14 protein-coding genes are annotated in these 16,194 nt (G+C 72.7%); 4 read left to right on the top strand and 10 right to left on the bottom strand.

Features of this window, described 5'->3' with window-relative positions; translation table 11 throughout:
* Positions 1-89: 89 nt before the first annotated feature.
* Positions 90-3,536: a DNA translocase FtsK 4TM domain-containing protein gene (locus tag WMF22_RS43560; RefSeq protein WP_438033544.1), complete on the bottom strand. Its 3,447-nt coding sequence runs from the start codon at positions 3,534-3,536 to the stop codon at positions 90-92.
* A 361-nt stretch (positions 3,537-3,897) separates the two neighbouring features.
* Between WMF22_RS43560 and WMF22_RS43555 the strand changes: the two genes are divergently transcribed.
* The 3 genes from WMF22_RS43555 (at position 3,898) to WMF22_RS43545 (ending at position 8,209) form a co-directional block, all read left to right on the top strand.
* Positions 3,898-5,511, top strand: a complete 1,614-nt coding sequence (locus WMF22_RS43555) for a hypothetical protein (protein WP_437295798.1) — start codon at positions 3,898-3,900, stop codon at positions 5,509-5,511.
* Between the two features lie 118 nt (positions 5,512-5,629).
* Positions 5,630-6,778 (top strand): FHA domain-containing protein, encoded by a 1,149-nt coding sequence (locus WMF22_RS43550; protein WP_438033543.1) that lies wholly within the window; start codon positions 5,630-5,632, stop codon positions 6,776-6,778.
* A gap of 72 nt (positions 6,779-6,850) precedes the next feature.
* A complete protein-coding gene (locus WMF22_RS43545; RefSeq protein ID WP_438033542.1) occupies positions 6,851-8,209 on the top strand; it encodes a L,D-transpeptidase in 1,359 nt (452 codons plus the stop codon).
* Positions 8,210-8,305: 96 nt separating this feature from the next.
* Here WMF22_RS43545 and WMF22_RS43540 read toward each other — a convergent pair whose 3' ends face one another.
* The 9 genes from WMF22_RS43540 to WMF22_RS43500 all read right to left on the bottom strand — a co-directional run bounded on the left by WMF22_RS43540 (position 8,306) and on the right by WMF22_RS43500 (position 15,085).
* Positions 8,306-8,644 carry an ATP synthase F0 subunit C gene (locus WMF22_RS43540; protein ID WP_012240589.1) on the bottom strand — a complete coding sequence of 113 codons (339 nt, stop codon included), beginning with the start codon at positions 8,642-8,644 and terminating at the stop codon, positions 8,306-8,308.
* Between the two features lie 289 nt (positions 8,645-8,933).
* Complete coding sequence (gene atpB / locus WMF22_RS43535) at positions 8,934-9,701, bottom strand: F0F1 ATP synthase subunit A (protein ID WP_437295795.1); 768 nt, start codon at positions 9,699-9,701, stop codon at positions 8,934-8,936.
* A 200-nt stretch (positions 9,702-9,901) separates the two neighbouring features.
* A complete protein-coding gene (locus WMF22_RS43530; RefSeq protein WP_438033541.1) occupies positions 9,902-10,366 on the bottom strand; it encodes an ATP synthase subunit I in 465 nt (154 codons plus the stop codon).
* Positions 10,356-10,724 (bottom strand): AtpZ/AtpI family protein, encoded by a 369-nt coding sequence (locus tag WMF22_RS43525; RefSeq protein ID WP_438033540.1) that lies wholly within the window; start codon positions 10,722-10,724, stop codon positions 10,356-10,358. The genes WMF22_RS43530 and WMF22_RS43525 overlap by 11 nt, the downstream gene beginning before the upstream one ends.
* A gap of 125 nt (positions 10,725-10,849) precedes the next feature.
* Positions 10,850-11,473: an RdgB/HAM1 family non-canonical purine NTP pyrophosphatase gene (rdgB, locus tag WMF22_RS43520; protein ID WP_438033539.1), complete on the bottom strand. Its 624-nt coding sequence runs from the start codon at positions 11,471-11,473 to the stop codon at positions 10,850-10,852.
* Positions 11,470-12,243, bottom strand: a complete 774-nt coding sequence (gene rph, locus WMF22_RS43515) for a ribonuclease PH (RefSeq protein WP_437295791.1) — start codon at positions 12,241-12,243, stop codon at positions 11,470-11,472. Before rph ends, rdgB begins: the two co-directional genes overlap by 4 nt.
* Positions 12,244-12,313: 70 nt before the next feature.
* Positions 12,314-13,330, bottom strand: coding sequence for a murein hydrolase activator EnvC family protein (locus WMF22_RS43510; protein ID WP_438033538.1), 1,017 nt, complete (start codon positions 13,328-13,330; stop codon positions 12,314-12,316).
* Positions 13,327-14,220 carry a cell division protein FtsX gene (locus tag WMF22_RS43505; protein ID WP_012240582.1) on the bottom strand — a complete coding sequence of 298 codons (894 nt, stop codon included), beginning with the start codon at positions 14,218-14,220 and terminating at the stop codon, positions 13,327-13,329. Before WMF22_RS43505 ends, WMF22_RS43510 begins: the two co-directional genes overlap by 4 nt.
* Positions 14,221-14,230: 10 nt before the next feature.
* The gene (locus tag WMF22_RS43500) at positions 14,231-15,085 is read right to left on the bottom strand and encodes a cell division ATP-binding protein FtsE (protein ID WP_438033537.1); all 855 of its coding nucleotides are present in this window, start codon (positions 15,083-15,085) and stop codon (positions 14,231-14,233) included.
* A gap of 104 nt (positions 15,086-15,189) precedes the next feature.
* Here WMF22_RS43500 and WMF22_RS43495 point away from each other — a divergent pair, with 104 nt between their 5' ends.
* On the top strand, positions 15,190-16,038 hold the full coding sequence (locus WMF22_RS43495) for a methionyl-tRNA formyltransferase (protein ID WP_437295788.1): 849 nt from the start codon (positions 15,190-15,192) through the stop codon (positions 16,036-16,038).
* Positions 16,039-16,194 lie beyond the last annotated feature (156 nt).

Raw genomic sequence — 16,194 nt, 5'->3', positions numbered from 1 at the left:
GCTCCTCGACATCCCGTCTGTCCTGCTTGCCTGGGTCGGCGGCGTGCCAACACCCTCTGTGCAGTGGCGTCAAGATAAATCACATAGGGTCAAATCGGCGCGATCAGCACCTCGCGATCCTTGGCGCCGTTCGCGGGCCCGACGAGCCCGCGCTTCTCCATCGCCTCGACCAGCTTGGCCGCGCGGTTGTAGCCGACGCCGAGCTTGCGCTGCAGCCACGAGGTCGAGCAGCGCCGGGTGTCGGCCACGATGCGAACCGCGGCGTCGTACATCGGATCGGCCTCCGCGTCCGACGTGTCGGGCTCCTCGCCGTCCTCGTCTCGGGGCCGGAGGATCGCCTCGTCGTAGACGGGCTCGCCCTGGAGCCGGAGGAAGTCGGTGATCTTCTGGACCTCCTCCTCCGAGCAGAACGGGCACTGGACGCGGCGCGTATCGTTCGAGCCGTTCATCTTGATCAGCATGTCGCCGCGGCCGAGCAGGTGCTCGGCGCCCTGCTCGTCGAGGATCGTCCGGCTGTCCACCTTCTGCGCGACACGGAAGGCGATGCGCGTCGGGAAGTTCGCCTTGATCATGCCGGTGATCACGTCGACGCTCGGCCGCTGCGTCGCGAGGATCACGTGCATGCCGGCGGCGCGCGCCTTCTGCGCGAGGCGGGCCACGCTCGCCTCCACGTCCTTGCCCTGCTGCATCATGAGGTCGGCGAACTCGTCGACCACGATCACGATGAACGGGATCTTCTCCGGCAGCGCCGCGTCCGATCCGTCCTTCGCCGCGTCGATCTCCACCTCGAGCCCGTCGGCGCCGACGGCGCTCACCTTGGCCGGGGGCTTCGGCGGGCGCGCCTCGCCGCGCTGCACGCGCTCGACCCAGGCGTTGTAGGTCGTGATGTTCTTCGTCCCCGCGTTCGCGAAGAGCTGGTACCGGCGCTCCATCTCGTCGACGGCCCACTTGAGCGCGTTCGCCGCCTGCTTCATGTCCGTCACGACCGGCAGGAGCAGGTGCGGGATGCGGTCGAAGGGCGCGAGCTCGACGACCTTGGGATCGATCATCAGCAGCCTGAGCTCCTCCGGCGTCTTGCGGAAGAGCAGGCTCACCAGCATCACGTTGAGGCCCACGCTCTTGCCCGCGCCGGTCGCGCCCGCGACGATGACGTGCGGCATCGACGCGAGGTCGGCGAAGTACGGCGTCCCGATGATGTCGCGGCCGAGCACGCACGGCAGCGGCGCCTTCATCTCGACGAAGCGGCGATCCTCGACGAGCTCGCGCAGGTTGACGGGCAGGCGGTGCTCGTTCGGGATCTCGAAGCCGATCCGGTTCTTGCCGGGGATGGGGGCGACGATGCGGACCTTGCGCGAGAGGCCGAGCGCGAGGTCGTCCGCGAGGCCTGCGACCTTCGACACCTTGGTGCCGGCGGCGGGGGAGACCTCGAACGTCGTGACGGTCGGCCCCGGGTGGATCTCCTCGACCTTCCCGCTGACGCCGTAGTCGGCGAGCGTCTTCTCGAGGAGCTGCGCGGTCGCCTTCAGCTGATCGGCGTCGAGCTGCAGGCGCCCGCCCGCGGGCGCCTCGAGCATGTCCGTCAGCGGCAGGCGGAAGCCCGCTCCGGCCGCCGGGACGACCTTCACCACGGCCGGCTTCTCGCTGACGAGCTCGCGGCTCGTATCGACGATGGTCGGGTCGCGTGGCGCGACCCCGCGAGCCCGCTCCGGGCCGATGGCGGGCGAGGGCTCGCGGTGGGCCGCCGCGGCGTCCGGCGTGCGCGCGGGCAGCTCGCGATGAGCCGCCGCGGCGTGCGGCTCGCGCACCGGCAGCTCGTGATGAGCCGTCGCGGCGTGCGGCTCGCGCAGCGGTAGCTCGCGATGAGCCACCGCGGCATGCGGCTCGCGCACCGGCAGCTCGCGATGAGCCACCGCGGCGTCTGGCGCGCGCGCGGGCAGCTCGCGTGCAGGCAGCTCGCGCCGCTGGCGCACGGGCAGGATGGGCGACGGTGTCGGCACGTCGACCTCGTCCGGTTCCCCGAGTGCGGTCACCATCTCATCGTCGCCCGGGTCGGGCGCCGCGAGCGCCACCGGCTCGTCCTCGTCGAGGTCGCCCCGCTCCTCGTCAAGGTCGCCCCGCTCCTCGTCGAGGTCGCCCTGCTCCTCGTCGATGTACGCCTCGCCTCCGAGCGGCGGCTCTTCGCTGTCCTCCTGGGCGGCGGCGCCGCTCGGCGCCGCGGGAGGCGCGGCGCGACGCCGCGCTGCTCGGCGCTGCGTTCCCTCGCGCGGCTCGGCAGCGCGCTGCGCCCGGCCGCGCGGCTCGGCGCCGTGCGACACCGCCTCGCGCGGCTCGGCGCCGTGCGACACCGCCTCGCGCGGCTCGTCGTCCCGCTGCGCTGCCTCGCTGGGCTCGGCGCCGCGGGTCACCACCTCGTGCGTCTCACCGCCGTGGATCACCAGCTCGTGCGGCTCGGCGCCGTGGGTCACCACCTCGTGCGCCTCACCGCCGTGGATCTCCACCTCGCGAGGCTCGGCGTCGCGCGGCTCTGCCCCGCGCGGCTCCGCGCCCTGCTGCGCCGCTTCGCGCGGCTCCTTGGCCTGCGCCTTCCGCCCGCGCCGCGGCTTCGCCGGGGCGGCCGGCTCCTCGGGGGACGCGTCGAACGGCGCGCTCTTCCAGAGATCGAGCGCCGGCGCCTCGACGGAGGCCGGCTCGACGGGCGTCGCCCTGGCGGCGGGATCGGAGGGCCGCTCGTCGGTGTCGTCGGCCAGCGCGGCGATGATCGCGTCCGGACTCGAGTTGCGCGCGATGATCGGCGGCGCGTTCTGCGTCCTGGCCTCGGTCTGCCGCTCCAGGTCGCGCGCCGCGGCCCACGCCCCGAAGAGCGCGCGCGCCCAGCCGGCGACGCGCACGGCGATGGCGATCGCGAGCTGCTCGGCCCGGTGCGCGAGCTCGATGAACGAGAACGTCGCGCGGCCCATCAGGATGAGCGCGACGATGGTGAGCCCGATGATGTAGGACCCGATGTTCGAGAAGAGCGCGCGCAGCACCTCCCCGAACAGCTCGCCCACGGCACCGCCGAGCGGCATCGCGCCGAACGCGACCGCGCTCGGGAACGCGACGTGCGCGAGCGCCGCGAGCACGACGACCACCACGATGTCGCCGCTCAGCCGGAACAGGCTGGCGATCGAGCGCTTCGCCCCCAGGAGCGGCATCGCGAGCAGCGCAAGCTCGAGCGGGACGAACCACGCGATGACGCCGATCGCCTCGATCGACGTCCCCGCGAGCGCAGCCCCCACGGGGCCCACCCAGTCGTCGCCGGAGACCTCCGGCCGCAGCGGATCCCCGCGATAGGACGCGAGCGCCAGCGCGCTGTACAGGGCGGAGACCAGCAGAACCAGCGCCGCCGCATCCCGGGTGTAGCCATGGCCCGGCGGCGCAGCAGGACCCGCGATCCCTGCTGGGCTGGTCCGCGCGGCGCCGCGCGCCCCGGACCGCAAGGGCTCGCCAAGGCCGGCGGCGGGCTGGGCACGGCGAGGAGCGAACAAGGGGACGTGCATACCTACCTGTACCTACTTTGCTCACATATGCGCACTTCGCTCCGGGGGCAAGAAGTATGGGAGGGCTGCAAGAAGTGGAAGACACCGGAAGAGGCGGGACAGTCAAGGAAGGGGCGAGGCGGCGCGAGCGCCGCCATGCGTGCGCGCCCGAGCTCGCCGGGGACGGCGAAACGCAGCCGCTGCCGGGCAGCGCAGGCGAGGGGGGAGGGAGCCGGCAGGGCGGGGAGCGCCGGCCGCCAGCGCGCTGGAGTTCTGGCCAGATTTCGCGCAGACTTTGGAAAGGCTCCTCTCTATTCCGGCCTTGAAATTCTTTCAAACAGAGCGCTGCGGGCGGTACCATCCCGACCCTCCTGGGACGTGCATGGAAACTGTCGAACGAGCAGGGCGGCGCGCCGGCGCTGCGGGCCTTCTTTTGCTGTGCCTCGCGACCGCGGGCGCAGGGCTCGCGACGAGCGGGTGCCGCGTCAACGAGAACGACATCCACCGGTGGGAGACCACGGCGCACGGCCCGGACAAGCTCAGGGCGGTGCTGTTTCACGATAAGTACGACGGCTCGCTCCGCGTCGAGGCGGCCACCTCCCTCATCCGCATGAAGCCGCGGCAGGGCCGGCGCGTGGGCATCGGCATCATGGTCGAGACCCTCGCGACCATGGCGCCGGAGGCCCGGCAATCCATCGTGGCCGCGCTCGTGCCGTCGATCATCGCCGAGCTGAGGAAGCCGCCGCCCGTCGCGCAGCCAGGGCAGCCGCTCCCGCAGGACACGTCGTTCCCTTACAAGGACGCGGCGTACGCCATGCTCACGTCGGATCGGACCGTGATCATCGCGGACGAGGGGCTGAAGGAGGGGCTCAAGGCCGCCCTCATCGACTGGGCGATGGCGGACTTCGAGCACCGGCTCGAGGACCGCTCGCAGGCCTACGGGATGGAGCAGCTCCTGCGCTTCATCGGCCCCGCCGCGGTGGCCGGCCTGCCGAAGCTGATGACCCGCGAGGCGAAGCGGCTCGACCAGCTGGCGTCGCTCGTGGCCGAGTACGGCGACCCGCCGACGAAGGAGGCCGCCTCGGCGAACCTGGTCGCCATCGCCAGGTTCGTCACCTCCAGCGAGTGGACCGCGGTCAAGAAGCCCGAGCTCCAGGCGGCGAACGCCGCGTCGAAGCTCTCGCCGACCGAGAAGCAGTTCGAGGCGCAGCTCGCGCAGTACCAGGAGGAGGAGCTGTTCCGGGTCTTCGGGTCGATGAAGAAGCTCGGCGGCCGGCCGTCGGTGGACTTCCTCCTCGGCTTCGCGGCGAACAAGGAGCAGCCGGAGAAGCGCCGCCAGGCCGCCCTCGCCGCGCTCGAAGGCCGGCTCGATCGCAACAACCCGAGCGACATCCAGCGCATCCTCGAGATCGCGACCGCGGACGCGCCCGACGCGGTGCTCGACCAGGCCTTCCGCCGCGTCGGCGAGATGCCGCGCGAGCTCGTCGTCGAGAAGCTCTACGGCCTCTTCAAGACCGACAAGTGGAAGATCCGCCGCGCCGCCGCCGCGACCATCCTGAAGATGTCGACGGCGAAGCACATCGACGAGTTCATGGGCAGGCTCCCCGACGGCAAGGACAGCAAGGGGTTCGCCATGCCGGAGGCGCTCACGTACGGCGCCGCGCTCGGCGACCTGAAGGAGGGCTCGCCCGTCGAGGCGCTGAAGAAGCACTTCGCCGCGGGTCCGGCGGCGGTGCGGACGAGCGCGATCGCCTACTACTTCACGTTCGGCACGGCGGCCGATCTCCCGGCGGTCAAGCCGCTCGAGGGCGACACCACGCGCGTGCCGGTCTGCGAGGCCGACCCGGACTGCAAGTGGGCGTGCGAGGTGCAGAAAGAGGGGTCGACCGAGCGCGAGCTCAGGGACGTGAAGACCGTCGGCGAGTTCGTTCAGTACTGCATCGAGCCGGCCATGCAGGACAGGAAGCCGGAGCTCGAGAAGGGCGAGAAGAAGTGACGCGCTTCTTCGCCCGCCGCGCGCGTCACGCGCGGCAGAGAGCCGTCAGTTGCTTGCAGGGAAGAGGCCGGGAGGAGGCTTCCCAGCGCAATTCATCCTCCATTATCGTTGGGTAGAGATGAGCGCGGATCCGAACAAGAAAAGCGCACGGACGTTCCAGTGTCGCGATGTCCTTTGGGAGACGTTCGAGCAGATGGCGCGCGAGCTCGAGTGCTCCATCGACTACCTCATCAACGAGTCGATGAAGCAGTACGCGCGGCAGCGAAGCTACAGCCCCCGCACGCCGTTCCCGCCGCCCGCCAGGGGCGACGCGGTGCCCCCCTCCGGGCACATGGCGGTCCCGCACGCTCATCAGGCCAGCGCGCCACCTCCCCTCGCGACGCCCCAGCCGCCCGGGCTGGCGACGTCAGGCTCGGCGCCGCCCCTGGGGGGCTTGCAGCAGCAGCCGGCAGCCGGGATGCCCTACGGCGCCTCGGCGCCCGCGTATGGCGCGCCGTCGCCGCAGTACGGCGTGGCGCCCGTCGGGCCAGGGCCGACGCCGGTCCCGGCGATCACGCCGCCTCCTCCGCCTCCGGGGCAGGTCCGTCCGGGCGCGCCGCCGCCGCCGCCGCCGCCCCCCGGCAGCAGCAACGCGGGCGGCAAGCGGCCCAGCCTGCCCGTGCCGCCGCCCATTCCGGGTCGCGTCGGCGGCCCGCCGCCTCCGCCGACCAGCGTGACGCGCCTCGGCGCGCCGCCGCCGCTCCCGTCGCAGGTCACGAACCCCGGCGGGCGCCAGAGCCTGCCGGGCGCCTCGGTGAGCCGCTCGGGGCCGCCGCCGCCGCCGCTGAGCAACGCCGCCGGTTACGCCTCGCCCATGGGGCCGCCGGTGGCGCCGCCCCTCGCGCCCCCGCTGTCGCCGCCGCCGTACATCGCTCCGCCGCAGGCCTCCAGCAGCGTGCCGGGTCCGCCGCCGATGGCCATGGGGATGCCGAGTCAGGTCCCCGTCGGCCCGACGCTCGCCGCGTTCTACGCGGGGCAGCGGTTCGTGGTGAACAAGGATCGGTTCATCATCGGGCGCGGCAAGCAGTCGAGCGACCTGACGATCAAGGACCCGAACGTGTCGCGCCAGCACGCCATGGTCGAGTTCCTGAACGGCCAGTACTACATGGTCGACATGGGCTCGACGAACGGCGTCGAGTACAACGGCCAGCGCATCGCCCGGAAGGCCATCGTCGAGGGTGATCTCTTCCGGATCTGCGATCACGAAGTGCGCTTCTCCTACCGCTGAACCCGCCGACCGCGGGCGCGCAGGCGGGAGTTTGGCTCTAGCCCAGGCGAAGGCTTAGGATCTCGCCGCAGGATGACGAAGCGTGGAGGCGCCGAGGCCGGCTCGCAGGAACGGCCGCGCGGCGCGCCGCGGCGAGCGCGCCGCGGCGCGCTGCGCGGCGGCGCCGCGGCGGTCGGCCTCGGCGTGGCGATCTGGGGCGGAGCGGTCCTCGCTTCGCAGCTGCCGCCGTGGGTCTCCGCGGGCGACACGCCGCTGCCGGCGTGGGTCAGGAGCGCGCGCGTGCTCAAGCGCGACCAGCCGCTGTTCGACGCCCCCGGCGAGGGCGCGCGCCGGCGCGGCTCCGTCGATCGCAACGTGCAGCTGCCCGTCTTTGCGGCCAGGCGCGCCGGCGGATGCCTCGGGCGCTGGCTCGAGGTGGGCGCCGCGGCCTGGGTCTGCGACGACGCCGTCGAGCTCTCCGCCGCGGGTCCGATCGGCCCGCTGGTGCGGACGTGGCGCGAGATGCCCGATGGGCTCCCTTACCGCTACTACTTCGTCGGCCCCGACGGGACCTTCGGTTACCGGCGGGCCGAGGCGGCCGACATCGACGCGCCGGACGCGCAGCTCGAGCCCGGCTTCGCGGTGGCGATCGTCGAGGAGCGGATCGAGGGAGGCGCCCGGTACGGCCGCACGAACAGCGGCTTCTGGTTGCCGATGCGAGATCTCGGTCCAGTGCGCGCGTTCGCGTTCCACGGGGTGGACGTCGCGCCGGGCGCCGCGCAGATCGCGACCGCGTGGGTCGTGTCGGAGCGGGCTCCGCTCTACACGCGGACGGGGGCGGGCTTCACGCGGACCGAGGAGAGCAAGGTGCGGTTCGAGGTGGTCCCCTACCTGGAGGAGGCGCAGGGCGCCTCGGGGAAGCTCGCGCGCATCGCGGAGGGCGACGTCGCGGCGTGGATCTCGACCCGCGATCTCCGGCGCCCCTCGGTGGCGCCGCCGCCTGAGGTCGACGTCGAGGCGGGTGAGCGCTGGATCGACGTCGAGCGCTCGACGCAGACGCTGGTGGCCTACGAAGGGCCTCGCCCCGTGTTCGCGACGCTCGTCTCGACCGGCAAGGGAGCGCCCGGGTCGCAGCGCGCCACGCCCGCCGGCACCTTCCGGATCTGGGCCAAGCTGCTCACCTCGGACATGGACAACCTCGAGGACGAGGCCGCCGAGCGGTACTACCGGATGGAGGACGTCCCCTACGTCCAGTACTTCTCGAAGGGCGTCGGGCTGCACGGCGCGTTCTGGCATCGCTCGTTCGGTCAGGTGCGCAGCCACGGCTGCGTGAACCTGGCTCCGCTCGATGCGCAGCGGCTGTTCTGGTGGACGTCGCCCCGGCTCCCCGCCGGCTGGACGGCCGTCCTTCCCACGGCGCACGAGCCGGGCACCGTCGTGCGCGTGAGGTAGCGGCAGGCGCGAGGCCCGTCGCGGGGTAGTGGGCGTAGGGAAGGGGGGCGGGAAGGAGCAGCGGAGCCGGGCCCGGTAGGCGCGGCGAGCGCTCGCTCAGGGGGCGATCTTGCCCTGGAGGAAGAACGCGATGACCCAGGAGAGGAGCACGAGCGACTCGATGAGCGCCAGGCCGAGGATCATCGGGGTCTGGATCCGGGCAGCGGCGCCCGGGTTCCGGGAGATGCCCTCCAGGGCGGCGGCCGCCGCGCGCCCCTGGCCCATGGTGCCGCCGAGGGCAGCGATGCCGATCGCGAATCCGGCAGCGACGGCGAGCCACGAGTTCGCGTCGTACTTGTTCGACGCCGCGCCATCCTGCGCCAGCGCCATAGCGGGAACCAGTACCAGCGCAGTGCCGACAACGGCGGACAGCGACAGCTTGCTCTTCAGCGACATCCGAATCTGCTCCTTTCAAGCCACACAGCCCGCGGGGCTGCATGCGAAACATCTGCTTGGGTCGGGGGCCGCGGGGCGGTCCCCCATCGAGATCCGGGGATCGCTCCAGGGACCTCTGCTACTGCTCGGCAGGGGCCGCGCTTCCGCGATCCACCACCGCTGTGGGGCAACCCATCGACAGCGGGGCCCCTCTAATCCGATTTTCGAGGGCTGGCTAGCCTTCTCTTCACCTCCAGCGCCATTCTCCGCGGCGCCGGTGGGCGGCTGACCAGGCGGTCAGGCGAAGCGGTCAGTGGTGGTCTGCCTTCTCGGTCGCGAGCCCGATGTAGATGCAGCTCAGCAGGCAGAACACCAGCGTCTGCACGACGATGACGATGATCGCCAGGAACATCAGGGGCACCGGGACGAACAGCGCGACGAGCCCCAGGAAGATGCTCGCCACGAGGTGATCGACGCCGATGTTGAGCATGAGCCGGATCGAGAGCGTGACCGGGCGGACGCAGGTGGAGATGACCTCGATGGGGAAGATGAGCGGCGCCAGGTACCACTTCGGCCCGGCGAGGTGAGCGAGGTAGCTCCAGCCGTTCTCCTTCAGCCCGTAGTAATTGAACAGGACGAACACGACGACCGCGCAGCCGATCGTGACGTTCAGGTTCGAGGTCGGCGGGTTCACTCCCGGGATGAGCGCCGACGCGTTCGAGAAGAAGATGAACGCGGCCGAGCCCCCGATGAGCGGGAAGTACCGCTTCGCGTTCACGGGCCCCATCACGTCCCGGGCCATCCCGTAGAAGTAGCCGAAGAACGCCTCGAAGAACGTGCGCAGCGTGAGCTTGTCCTCCGGGATCACGGACTCGTTCAGGCGCCGGTACTGGCCGCGGACCTCGCTGGCGAGGAGCACGAACAGCACCATGATCAGAAGGCTCATGAAGATCGGCTCGGTCCCGCGGTAGTCCACGGTGTGGTGACCGATGAACGTCTTGCCGATGTTGCGAGCGTTCTCCCGGAGTCCGGGGAGCTGCGCCAGGAGGTACGTGAGGAACCCTGTGTGCTCAGGCATGGCTTTCGTCGTCGATGCGCCGCGCCGGGAGCCGCGCGGCTGTGCCGGCACGGCCGCGAGCGCTGGCGCGCCTTGTGGGAGTTCGCCCTCGATCGAGGGGCCTCGCCTCTACCACAACTCGTTTACGGTGGGCACCCTGGAGCGCGCCAAGTCTCCCCACGCCGCGCGGGTCGCTCCCGGAGGCCGGTTCCGGCGGGAGCTCAGCCGTGAGCGCCCGGCGGGCTTCCGTCCGCCGGGGGCTTCGGTCCGAACAGCGTCCCCAGGGTGATGCCGACGACGAGCGAGGCGTAGCCGACCATCAAGGCGACGCCCGAGACCACCTCGCTCTTCAGGAGGAGCCACACGCCGCCCATCAGGCCGAGCAGCTTGATCATCGCGATCAGCGTCCACGACACCGTGTGGCCCCGGCGCGAGAGGAACGCGTCGACGATGCGCGCGAAGACGTACAGGTTCACCGTCGCGATGGCGCCCCCGATGCACACGCCGAGCGCCGCGCGCGCGCCGTACGCGAGCAGCGCGGCCACGGACAGGACCGCGGCCGTGCCGGCGACCCAGCGGAGCACGGACCGCATGGTGGCGTCCCCGACGCCGGGCCGCTCCTCCGCGTCGGGCTCCTCGTGCGGCGGATCGCTGCCGGGCGCCCCCGGCCTTCGCTCAGCGCTCATCGTTCCCCTTCGCGTCCTGCAGCCCGCCGGGATCGCGGACCTCGCCGCTCGAGCCTGTCCGGCGGTCGCCGTCCGGCGCGCGCTCGTCCTGCAGTGCCTTCCGGTCGTCGAACCTCGGCGCAGGGTTCCCCTGCTCGCGCTCCTCGCGCTCGGCCACGGCCTGCATTTCCTTCCACGCCCGGAAGACCGCCTTGCCGGCGGCGCCGAGCCCGAAGAAGAACCAGAGCACCGAGAGGTACGGATCGGTCCCGAGCTTCCCGTCGAGCCAGCGGCCGATGAACAGGCCGACCAGGATGCACAGCACCACCTCGAGACCGACGGTCCCGTAGCTTCCGACGGCCTTCCAGTCCTGCTTCATCAGGGGATCCGATCACCGGGCAGTACGTGGGTGCCTCCGGTCGCGATTACAAGCGGTCCCGGACGGGGTCAACCGCCGTCCGGCGTCGCCGCTCGATCGGCGCCCACCGCGCACCGCCTGCCGTCCTACCGTCGCGCGACAAGCGCCTCGAGCGAGGAGCGCATCTCCCGCGCGGCCTTGCCGCGGTGGCTCACGAGGTTCTTCTCGGCCTCGCCGAGCTCGGCCATCGTCCGTCCGTACGCCTCCACGACGAACAGCGGATCATACCCGAAGCCGCCCGCGCCCCTGGGCTGCCTGCCGATCCACCCCTCGCAGCGCCCTTCGGTCACGATGGGCTGCGCCTCGGACCGCGGATCGAGCAGCACCATCACGCAGCGGAAGCGCGCTCGGCGCCGGTCGTCCGCGACGTCCGCGAGCGCCGCGAGCAGGGCCTCGTTGTTCTCCGCGTCGGTCGCGTCCTCCCTCGCGAAGCGGGCGGACCGGACGCCCGGTCGTCCGTCGAGCGCGTCCACCTCGAGCCCCGAGTCCTCGGCGAGCGTCACCATCGCCGATCGGAGCGCCCCGGCGCGCACCTTGAGGAGCGCGTTGTCCAGGAACGTCGCGCCGTCCTCGACCACGGGCGGCGCGCCCGGCAGCACATCCGAAAGCGAGAGCACCTCGATCGGGAGGTCGGAGAGCAGCGAGCGCAGCTCCGCGAGCTTTCCTCGGTTGGAGGTCGCGGCGAGCAGGCGCAGCGGCTCCCGGCTCACGCGACCCTCCAGCGGTCCGTCTGGAAGAGCGCGGAGAGATCGACGCCGGCGCTCGACAGCGCCCGGTGCTGCGCGCTCGCGAGCGACGCCACGCCCGCGAGCGCGAGGTCGGTCATGCGATCGAGCTCTGCCCGGGGGATGGCCTCGTCCTCGGCCGTCGCCTGGACCTCGACGATCGAGCCGACCGCCGTCGCCACGACGTTCATGTCGACGCGCGCCGAGCTGTCCTCGGTGTAGACGAGGTCGAGCGCGAGCCCGCCCGGGAGGTGGCCCACGCTGATCGCCGCCACCTGATCGCGGAGCACCGGCGCCTCGAGCGATCCGGCCGCGCGCATCCGGTCGAGCGCCAGCGCGAGCGCCACGAAGCCGGCGGTGATCGACGCGGTCCTCGTGCCCCCGTCCGCCTCGAGGACGTCGCAGTCGATCGCGATCGTCCGCTCGCCGAGCTGCTTGAGATCGATCGCCGCCCGGAGCGCGCGGCCGATGAGCCGCTGGATCTCCTGCGTGCGCCCGCTCGGGGCCTTGCCCCGCCCGTCGCGCGGCTCCCTGCGGGCCGGGCTCGATCGCGGGTGCATCTGGTACTCGGCCGTGAGCCAGCCCGCGCCCTTGCCCATCATCCAGGCGGGCACGGTGGGCTCGACCGAGGCCGTGCAGAGCACGACCGTCCTCCCGGCGCGGTAGAGGACGGAGCCCTCTGCGTTGCGGTGGAACCCGAGGATCATCTCCACGGGGCGGTGGACATCGAGGGCGCGGCCGTCAGGGCGATTCACGGGGCCGCCTTAGCACACTTCGCGCGTCGCGCGGGCTCGCCTCGCGGCGGCGCGCGGCGGGCTCGCGCCGCTACATCCCGAACCAGGGACCCGGATCGATCACCTCGGCGCCGCGCCTCAGCTCGAAGTAGAGCTTCGCGCCGTCCGGTCCGCTCGCGACCGTGCCCACCCGCGCCCCGCCCTGGAGCTGATCGCCGGCGCGCACGTCCGCGGCGCCGAGGTTCGCGTACACCGAGTAGAGCCGCTCGCCGTGATCGACGATCACGGTGAGCCCGTAGTCCGCGTACGTGTCGGCGAAGGCCACCCGCCCAGCGGCCACGCTGCGGACCGGCGCGCCGTCCAGCGCGGTGAGCTCGACGCCGGGGCCTCCGGCGCTGCGGCGCGACACCTTGCGCACCTCCGCGCGGCCGGCGATCGGGAAGGGGAGCCGCCCCATGAGCGCGCGGAAGCCGGCGCGGCGATCGAGCTCGGCGGGCCCGGTGTCCGCGCCGTAGATCGCGAGGTAGTCGGGGCGCACGCTCGTCTCGAACGCGCGCGAGAACGCGGCGCGGCGCTCCTCCTCCTGGGCCAGCGCGACCCGGGCGCGGTTCATCGCCTCGCGGTGCACCTCGAGGGGCGCGCGCTCCGCTCCGAGGTGCGTGAGCCGGTCCGCGAGCTCGGCGCTGCGCCGGGTCAGCTCCGCCTCGCGGGCGAGGTCGCGCTCGAGGGCGAGCCGGGTGCGCTCCACGCGGGCGGCGTGGTCCACCAGCGCGTCGAACCCGCCGCCCACCGGGAGGAACCCGGCGCGGACGTGGCGGTAGTACGCGCGCCCGCGCGCGATCATCCGGCGGCGGGTGAGCTCCAGCGCGGGGCCGATCGCGTCGAGCTCCGCGCGCAGCGCCTTCTCCTCGGCGTCGAGCTTCGCGAGCAGGCGATCGAGATCGTTCTCGGCCAGCGCGGAGCCCGGGCGCGCCGCCGGGGCCGGGGCCCTGGCGGCCCAGGCGGACGTGGGCGCCGGGGCGCCCGGCGCCGGCACCTCGGCGCCGCTCGTCGCGGCGCCGGTGAGGAGCGCCAGCGCGAGCGGCGCGAGCCGGACGCGGCGCCTCACACGGCCACCATCTTGCGCAGCGTGAGCAGCGCGGTCGTGGCGCCGAGCGCCGCCCCGAGGGTGACCATCCCGAACGCGACCTCCCACGGCAGGAACGACGGCGAGACGCCGAGCAGGTTGGCGAGCTCGTGATCGAAGCGTCCGCGCACCATCATGAACAGGGCGCCCAGCACGAGCAGCGCGCCGGCCGCGCCCGCGGCGCCCTGCGTGGCGCCCTCGACGATGAACGGCCGGCGCACGAAGCCGTCGGTCGCGCCGACCAGCTTCAGCACCTCGACCTCGATCTTCCGGCGATGCAAGAGCAGGCGCATCGTCGAGCCGATGACGCTCACGACGGCGCAGAGGACGATCGCGGCGAGGCACGCGCTCGCGGCGACGCCGCCGCTGAGGAGGGACGACAGCCGCTCCGTCCAGCGCTGGTACGTCTCCACCGTGTCCACGGCCGGCAGGGCGCGCAGCTTCACCGTCATCGAGGCGAGCGCCTCGTCGGAGACCTCCTCGGTGAAGCCGACCTCGAGCGACGCGGGGAACGCGCTCGGCGGGAGCGCGGCGAGGGCCTTGTCGCCGTCGTCGTGCACCACCTCGCGGCGCGCCTCGGCGCTCGTCACGAGCCGCACCTTCTTGACGCCCTCGGTGCCCTCGAGCGCGCGGGTGAGCTCCGCGGTCTGCGCCTCGGTCGCGCTGTCGCGCAGGTAGACCGTGGCGCGGCCGGCGCGCGACCAGCGATCGCGCACCGCCATGAGGTTCGTGACCACGAGGAGGGCCGACGCGAGGCAGACGAACGCGACCGCGAGCGAGAAGATCGACAGCGCCTGCAGCCGCCAGTCGCTCCTCCCTGCCCGCCAGGTGCGAAGCCATCTCCGCCGATCGTCACGCTCGCTGGTCTGCATCCGGTTCCCTCTATCCGTCTCGTGAGGCGGAGCCCTCGGCGCTACGCCGCGCCGCGCCACGCACGCCGCTGTCCATCTCGTCCTCGTCGCCGTCCGCGAGCTCGCCGCCGGATCCGAGGCCGTGCGGCACGTCGGTCGCCTTCCCGTCGTCGAGCACGACCACGCGCCGGGGGCGCACGTCGAGCAGCGTCCGATCGTGCGTCGCGAACAGCACGGTCGTGCCGGTCTCGTGGATGTCCTCGAACAGCCCGAGCAGATCGATCGCGAGCTGCGGGTCGAGGTTGCCCGTCGGCTCGTCCGCGAGGATCAGCGTCGGCTCCCCGACGATCGCCCGCGCGATCGAGACGCGCTGCTGCTCGCCGCCGCTCAGCACCTGCGCTCGGTCGCCGCCGCGCCCCGCCAGGCCGACGCGCTCGAGCGCCTCGCCGACCCGGGTCCGGAGCAGGCGCGACGGGAGGCCGAGCACCTCCAGCGTGATGGCCACGTTGTCGAACACGGTCCAGCCCGGGACCAGCTTGAAATCCTGGAAGACGAAGCCGATGTTGCGCCGGAGCGCGGGGATCGACGCGTCGGTCAGGCGCGCGATGTCCCGGCCGAGGAAGAGGATCCGGCCATCGTCGACGCGCTCGGTGCGGTGCACGAGGCGGAGGAGCGTGCTCTTGCCCGAGCCGCTCGGGCCCGTGATGAACACGAACTCGCCGCGCTCGATCGAGAGCGACATCCCGCGGAGCACCGGCTGATCGGCGCGGTACGATTTGTAGACGTCCTCGAAGACGAGGATCGGCCGGCGCGCGGCGGACGCGTCGTAGCGGTGGCCGGGCCGGAGCGCCGGACGAAATGAGCCTTGCAGAGGGGGCGCCGCCATCGGAGCCTTCACCTATCAGCCTGCTCCCACACGGAAAACTTTTCGGCCGACGCTCGGGCGAGCGCCCTCTGCGGGTCGCCTTTTTTGGCCTCCCGCTGGCGGCGTTGCTGCTCCACGGCGACGGTCACGACATCGCCCTCGCCGCGATCAGCCGCGCCGACGCGGTGGCGCTCCGCCGGGCCCGCCGGCTCTTCGGCTCGCGCCTCCTGCTGCGTCCCGACGTCGAGCGCCCGGAGCTCGCGTCGCGCGTCGAGGCGCTCGCGCCCGATCTCCTGGTGAGCTGGTTCTGGACCACGCGCCTGCCGATGTCGCTCGTGAGGGCGGCGCGGCTCGGCGGGATCGGCGTGCACCCCTCGCTGCTCCCCCGTCATCGCGGGCCGGACCCCACGTACTGGGCCATCGCCTCGGGGGACGCCGAGAGCGGCGTCACGGCGCACCGGATCGAGGCGGAGTACGACACCGGCGAGATCCTGGAACAGGAGAGGCTCCCCATCGATCCGGGGTGGACCGCGTGGCAGCTCGCCCGGGCGCTCGACCGGCCGAGCCTCCGGGTCCTGCGGCGCACGGTCGATCGGTTCGCGCGCGGCGAGGAGGTGGCGGGCGTCGCCCAGGATCCGGCGCTCGCGACGCAGGCGCCTGCGCCGGACGACGAGGCGTGCGCCATCTGCTGGTCCTGGCCGACGGAGCGCGTCCTCCGGCACGTCCGCGCCCTCGCGCCGGCTCCAGGCGCGTGGACCGAGATCGAGGGCGCCTGCGTCATCGTCTTGCGGGCCGCGCCGGCGGCGAGCTTCCCCGAAGCGCTCGCGCCCGGCGAGGCGGTGGTCGAGGGCGGGATGGTCCTGGTGAGGACCGGCGACACGGCCGTCGCGCTGCTGGAGGGGGAGATCGACGGAGAGCCGGCGTCGGTCGGTGAGCTCGCGGCCCTCGTGGCGTCGGGGGCGTCGCGCGGGTGACCGCCGGCTGGGGGGCGCTTGACGGCCGGCCGCGTCGCCGGCGGGGTCGCCTGGCCGGCTCGCGGCATCGAATCCTGAACCTATGCGCGCGCGACCGCGTAGGATGCGCCCTTCGGAGGATTCATGTCGGAACCCGCGCAGCTTGCGAAAAGCGCC

Source organism: Sorangium sp. So ce204 (assembly GCF_051526795.1).
In the GTDB taxonomy this organism is placed as follows: Bacteria; Myxococcota_A; Polyangia; order Polyangiales; family Polyangiaceae; genus Sorangium; species Sorangium cellulosum_B.
This window is presented reverse-complemented; position numbering and strand designations above follow the sequence as displayed.

What these genes read in the sequence shown, in the direction of transcription:
- WMF22_RS43530 (WP_438033541.1), bottom strand. Translation starts at nt 10,366, where the DNA reads ATGAGCGCTGAGCGAAGGCCGGGGGCGCCCGGCAGCGATCCGCCGCAC.
- WMF22_RS43525 (WP_438033540.1), bottom strand. Translation starts at nt 10,724, where the DNA reads ATGAAGCAGGACTGGAAGGCCGTCGGAAGCTACGGGACCGTCGGTCTC.
- atpB (WP_437295795.1), bottom strand. Translation starts at nt 9,701, where the DNA reads ATGCCTGAGCACACAGGGTTCCTCACGTACCTCCTGGCGCAGCTCCCC.
- WMF22_RS43500 (WP_438033537.1), bottom strand. Translation starts at nt 15,085, where the DNA reads ATGGCGGCGCCCCCTCTGCAAGGCTCATTTCGTCCGGCGCTCCGGCCC.
- WMF22_RS43555 (WP_437295798.1), top strand. Translation starts at nt 3,898, where the DNA reads ATGGAAACTGTCGAACGAGCAGGGCGGCGCGCCGGCGCTGCGGGCCTT.
- WMF22_RS43545 (WP_438033542.1), top strand. Translation starts at nt 6,851, where the DNA reads ATGACGAAGCGTGGAGGCGCCGAGGCCGGCTCGCAGGAACGGCCGCGC.
- WMF22_RS43560 (WP_438033544.1), bottom strand. Translation starts at nt 3,536, where the DNA reads ATGCACGTCCCCTTGTTCGCTCCTCGCCGTGCCCAGCCCGCCGCCGGC.
- WMF22_RS43550 (WP_438033543.1), top strand. Translation starts at nt 5,630, where the DNA reads ATGAGCGCGGATCCGAACAAGAAAAGCGCACGGACGTTCCAGTGTCGC.
- WMF22_RS43505 (WP_012240582.1), bottom strand. Translation starts at nt 14,220, where the DNA reads ATGCAGACCAGCGAGCGTGACGATCGGCGGAGATGGCTTCGCACCTGG.
- WMF22_RS43540 (WP_012240589.1), bottom strand. Translation starts at nt 8,644, where the DNA reads ATGTCGCTGAAGAGCAAGCTGTCGCTGTCCGCCGTTGTCGGCACTGCG.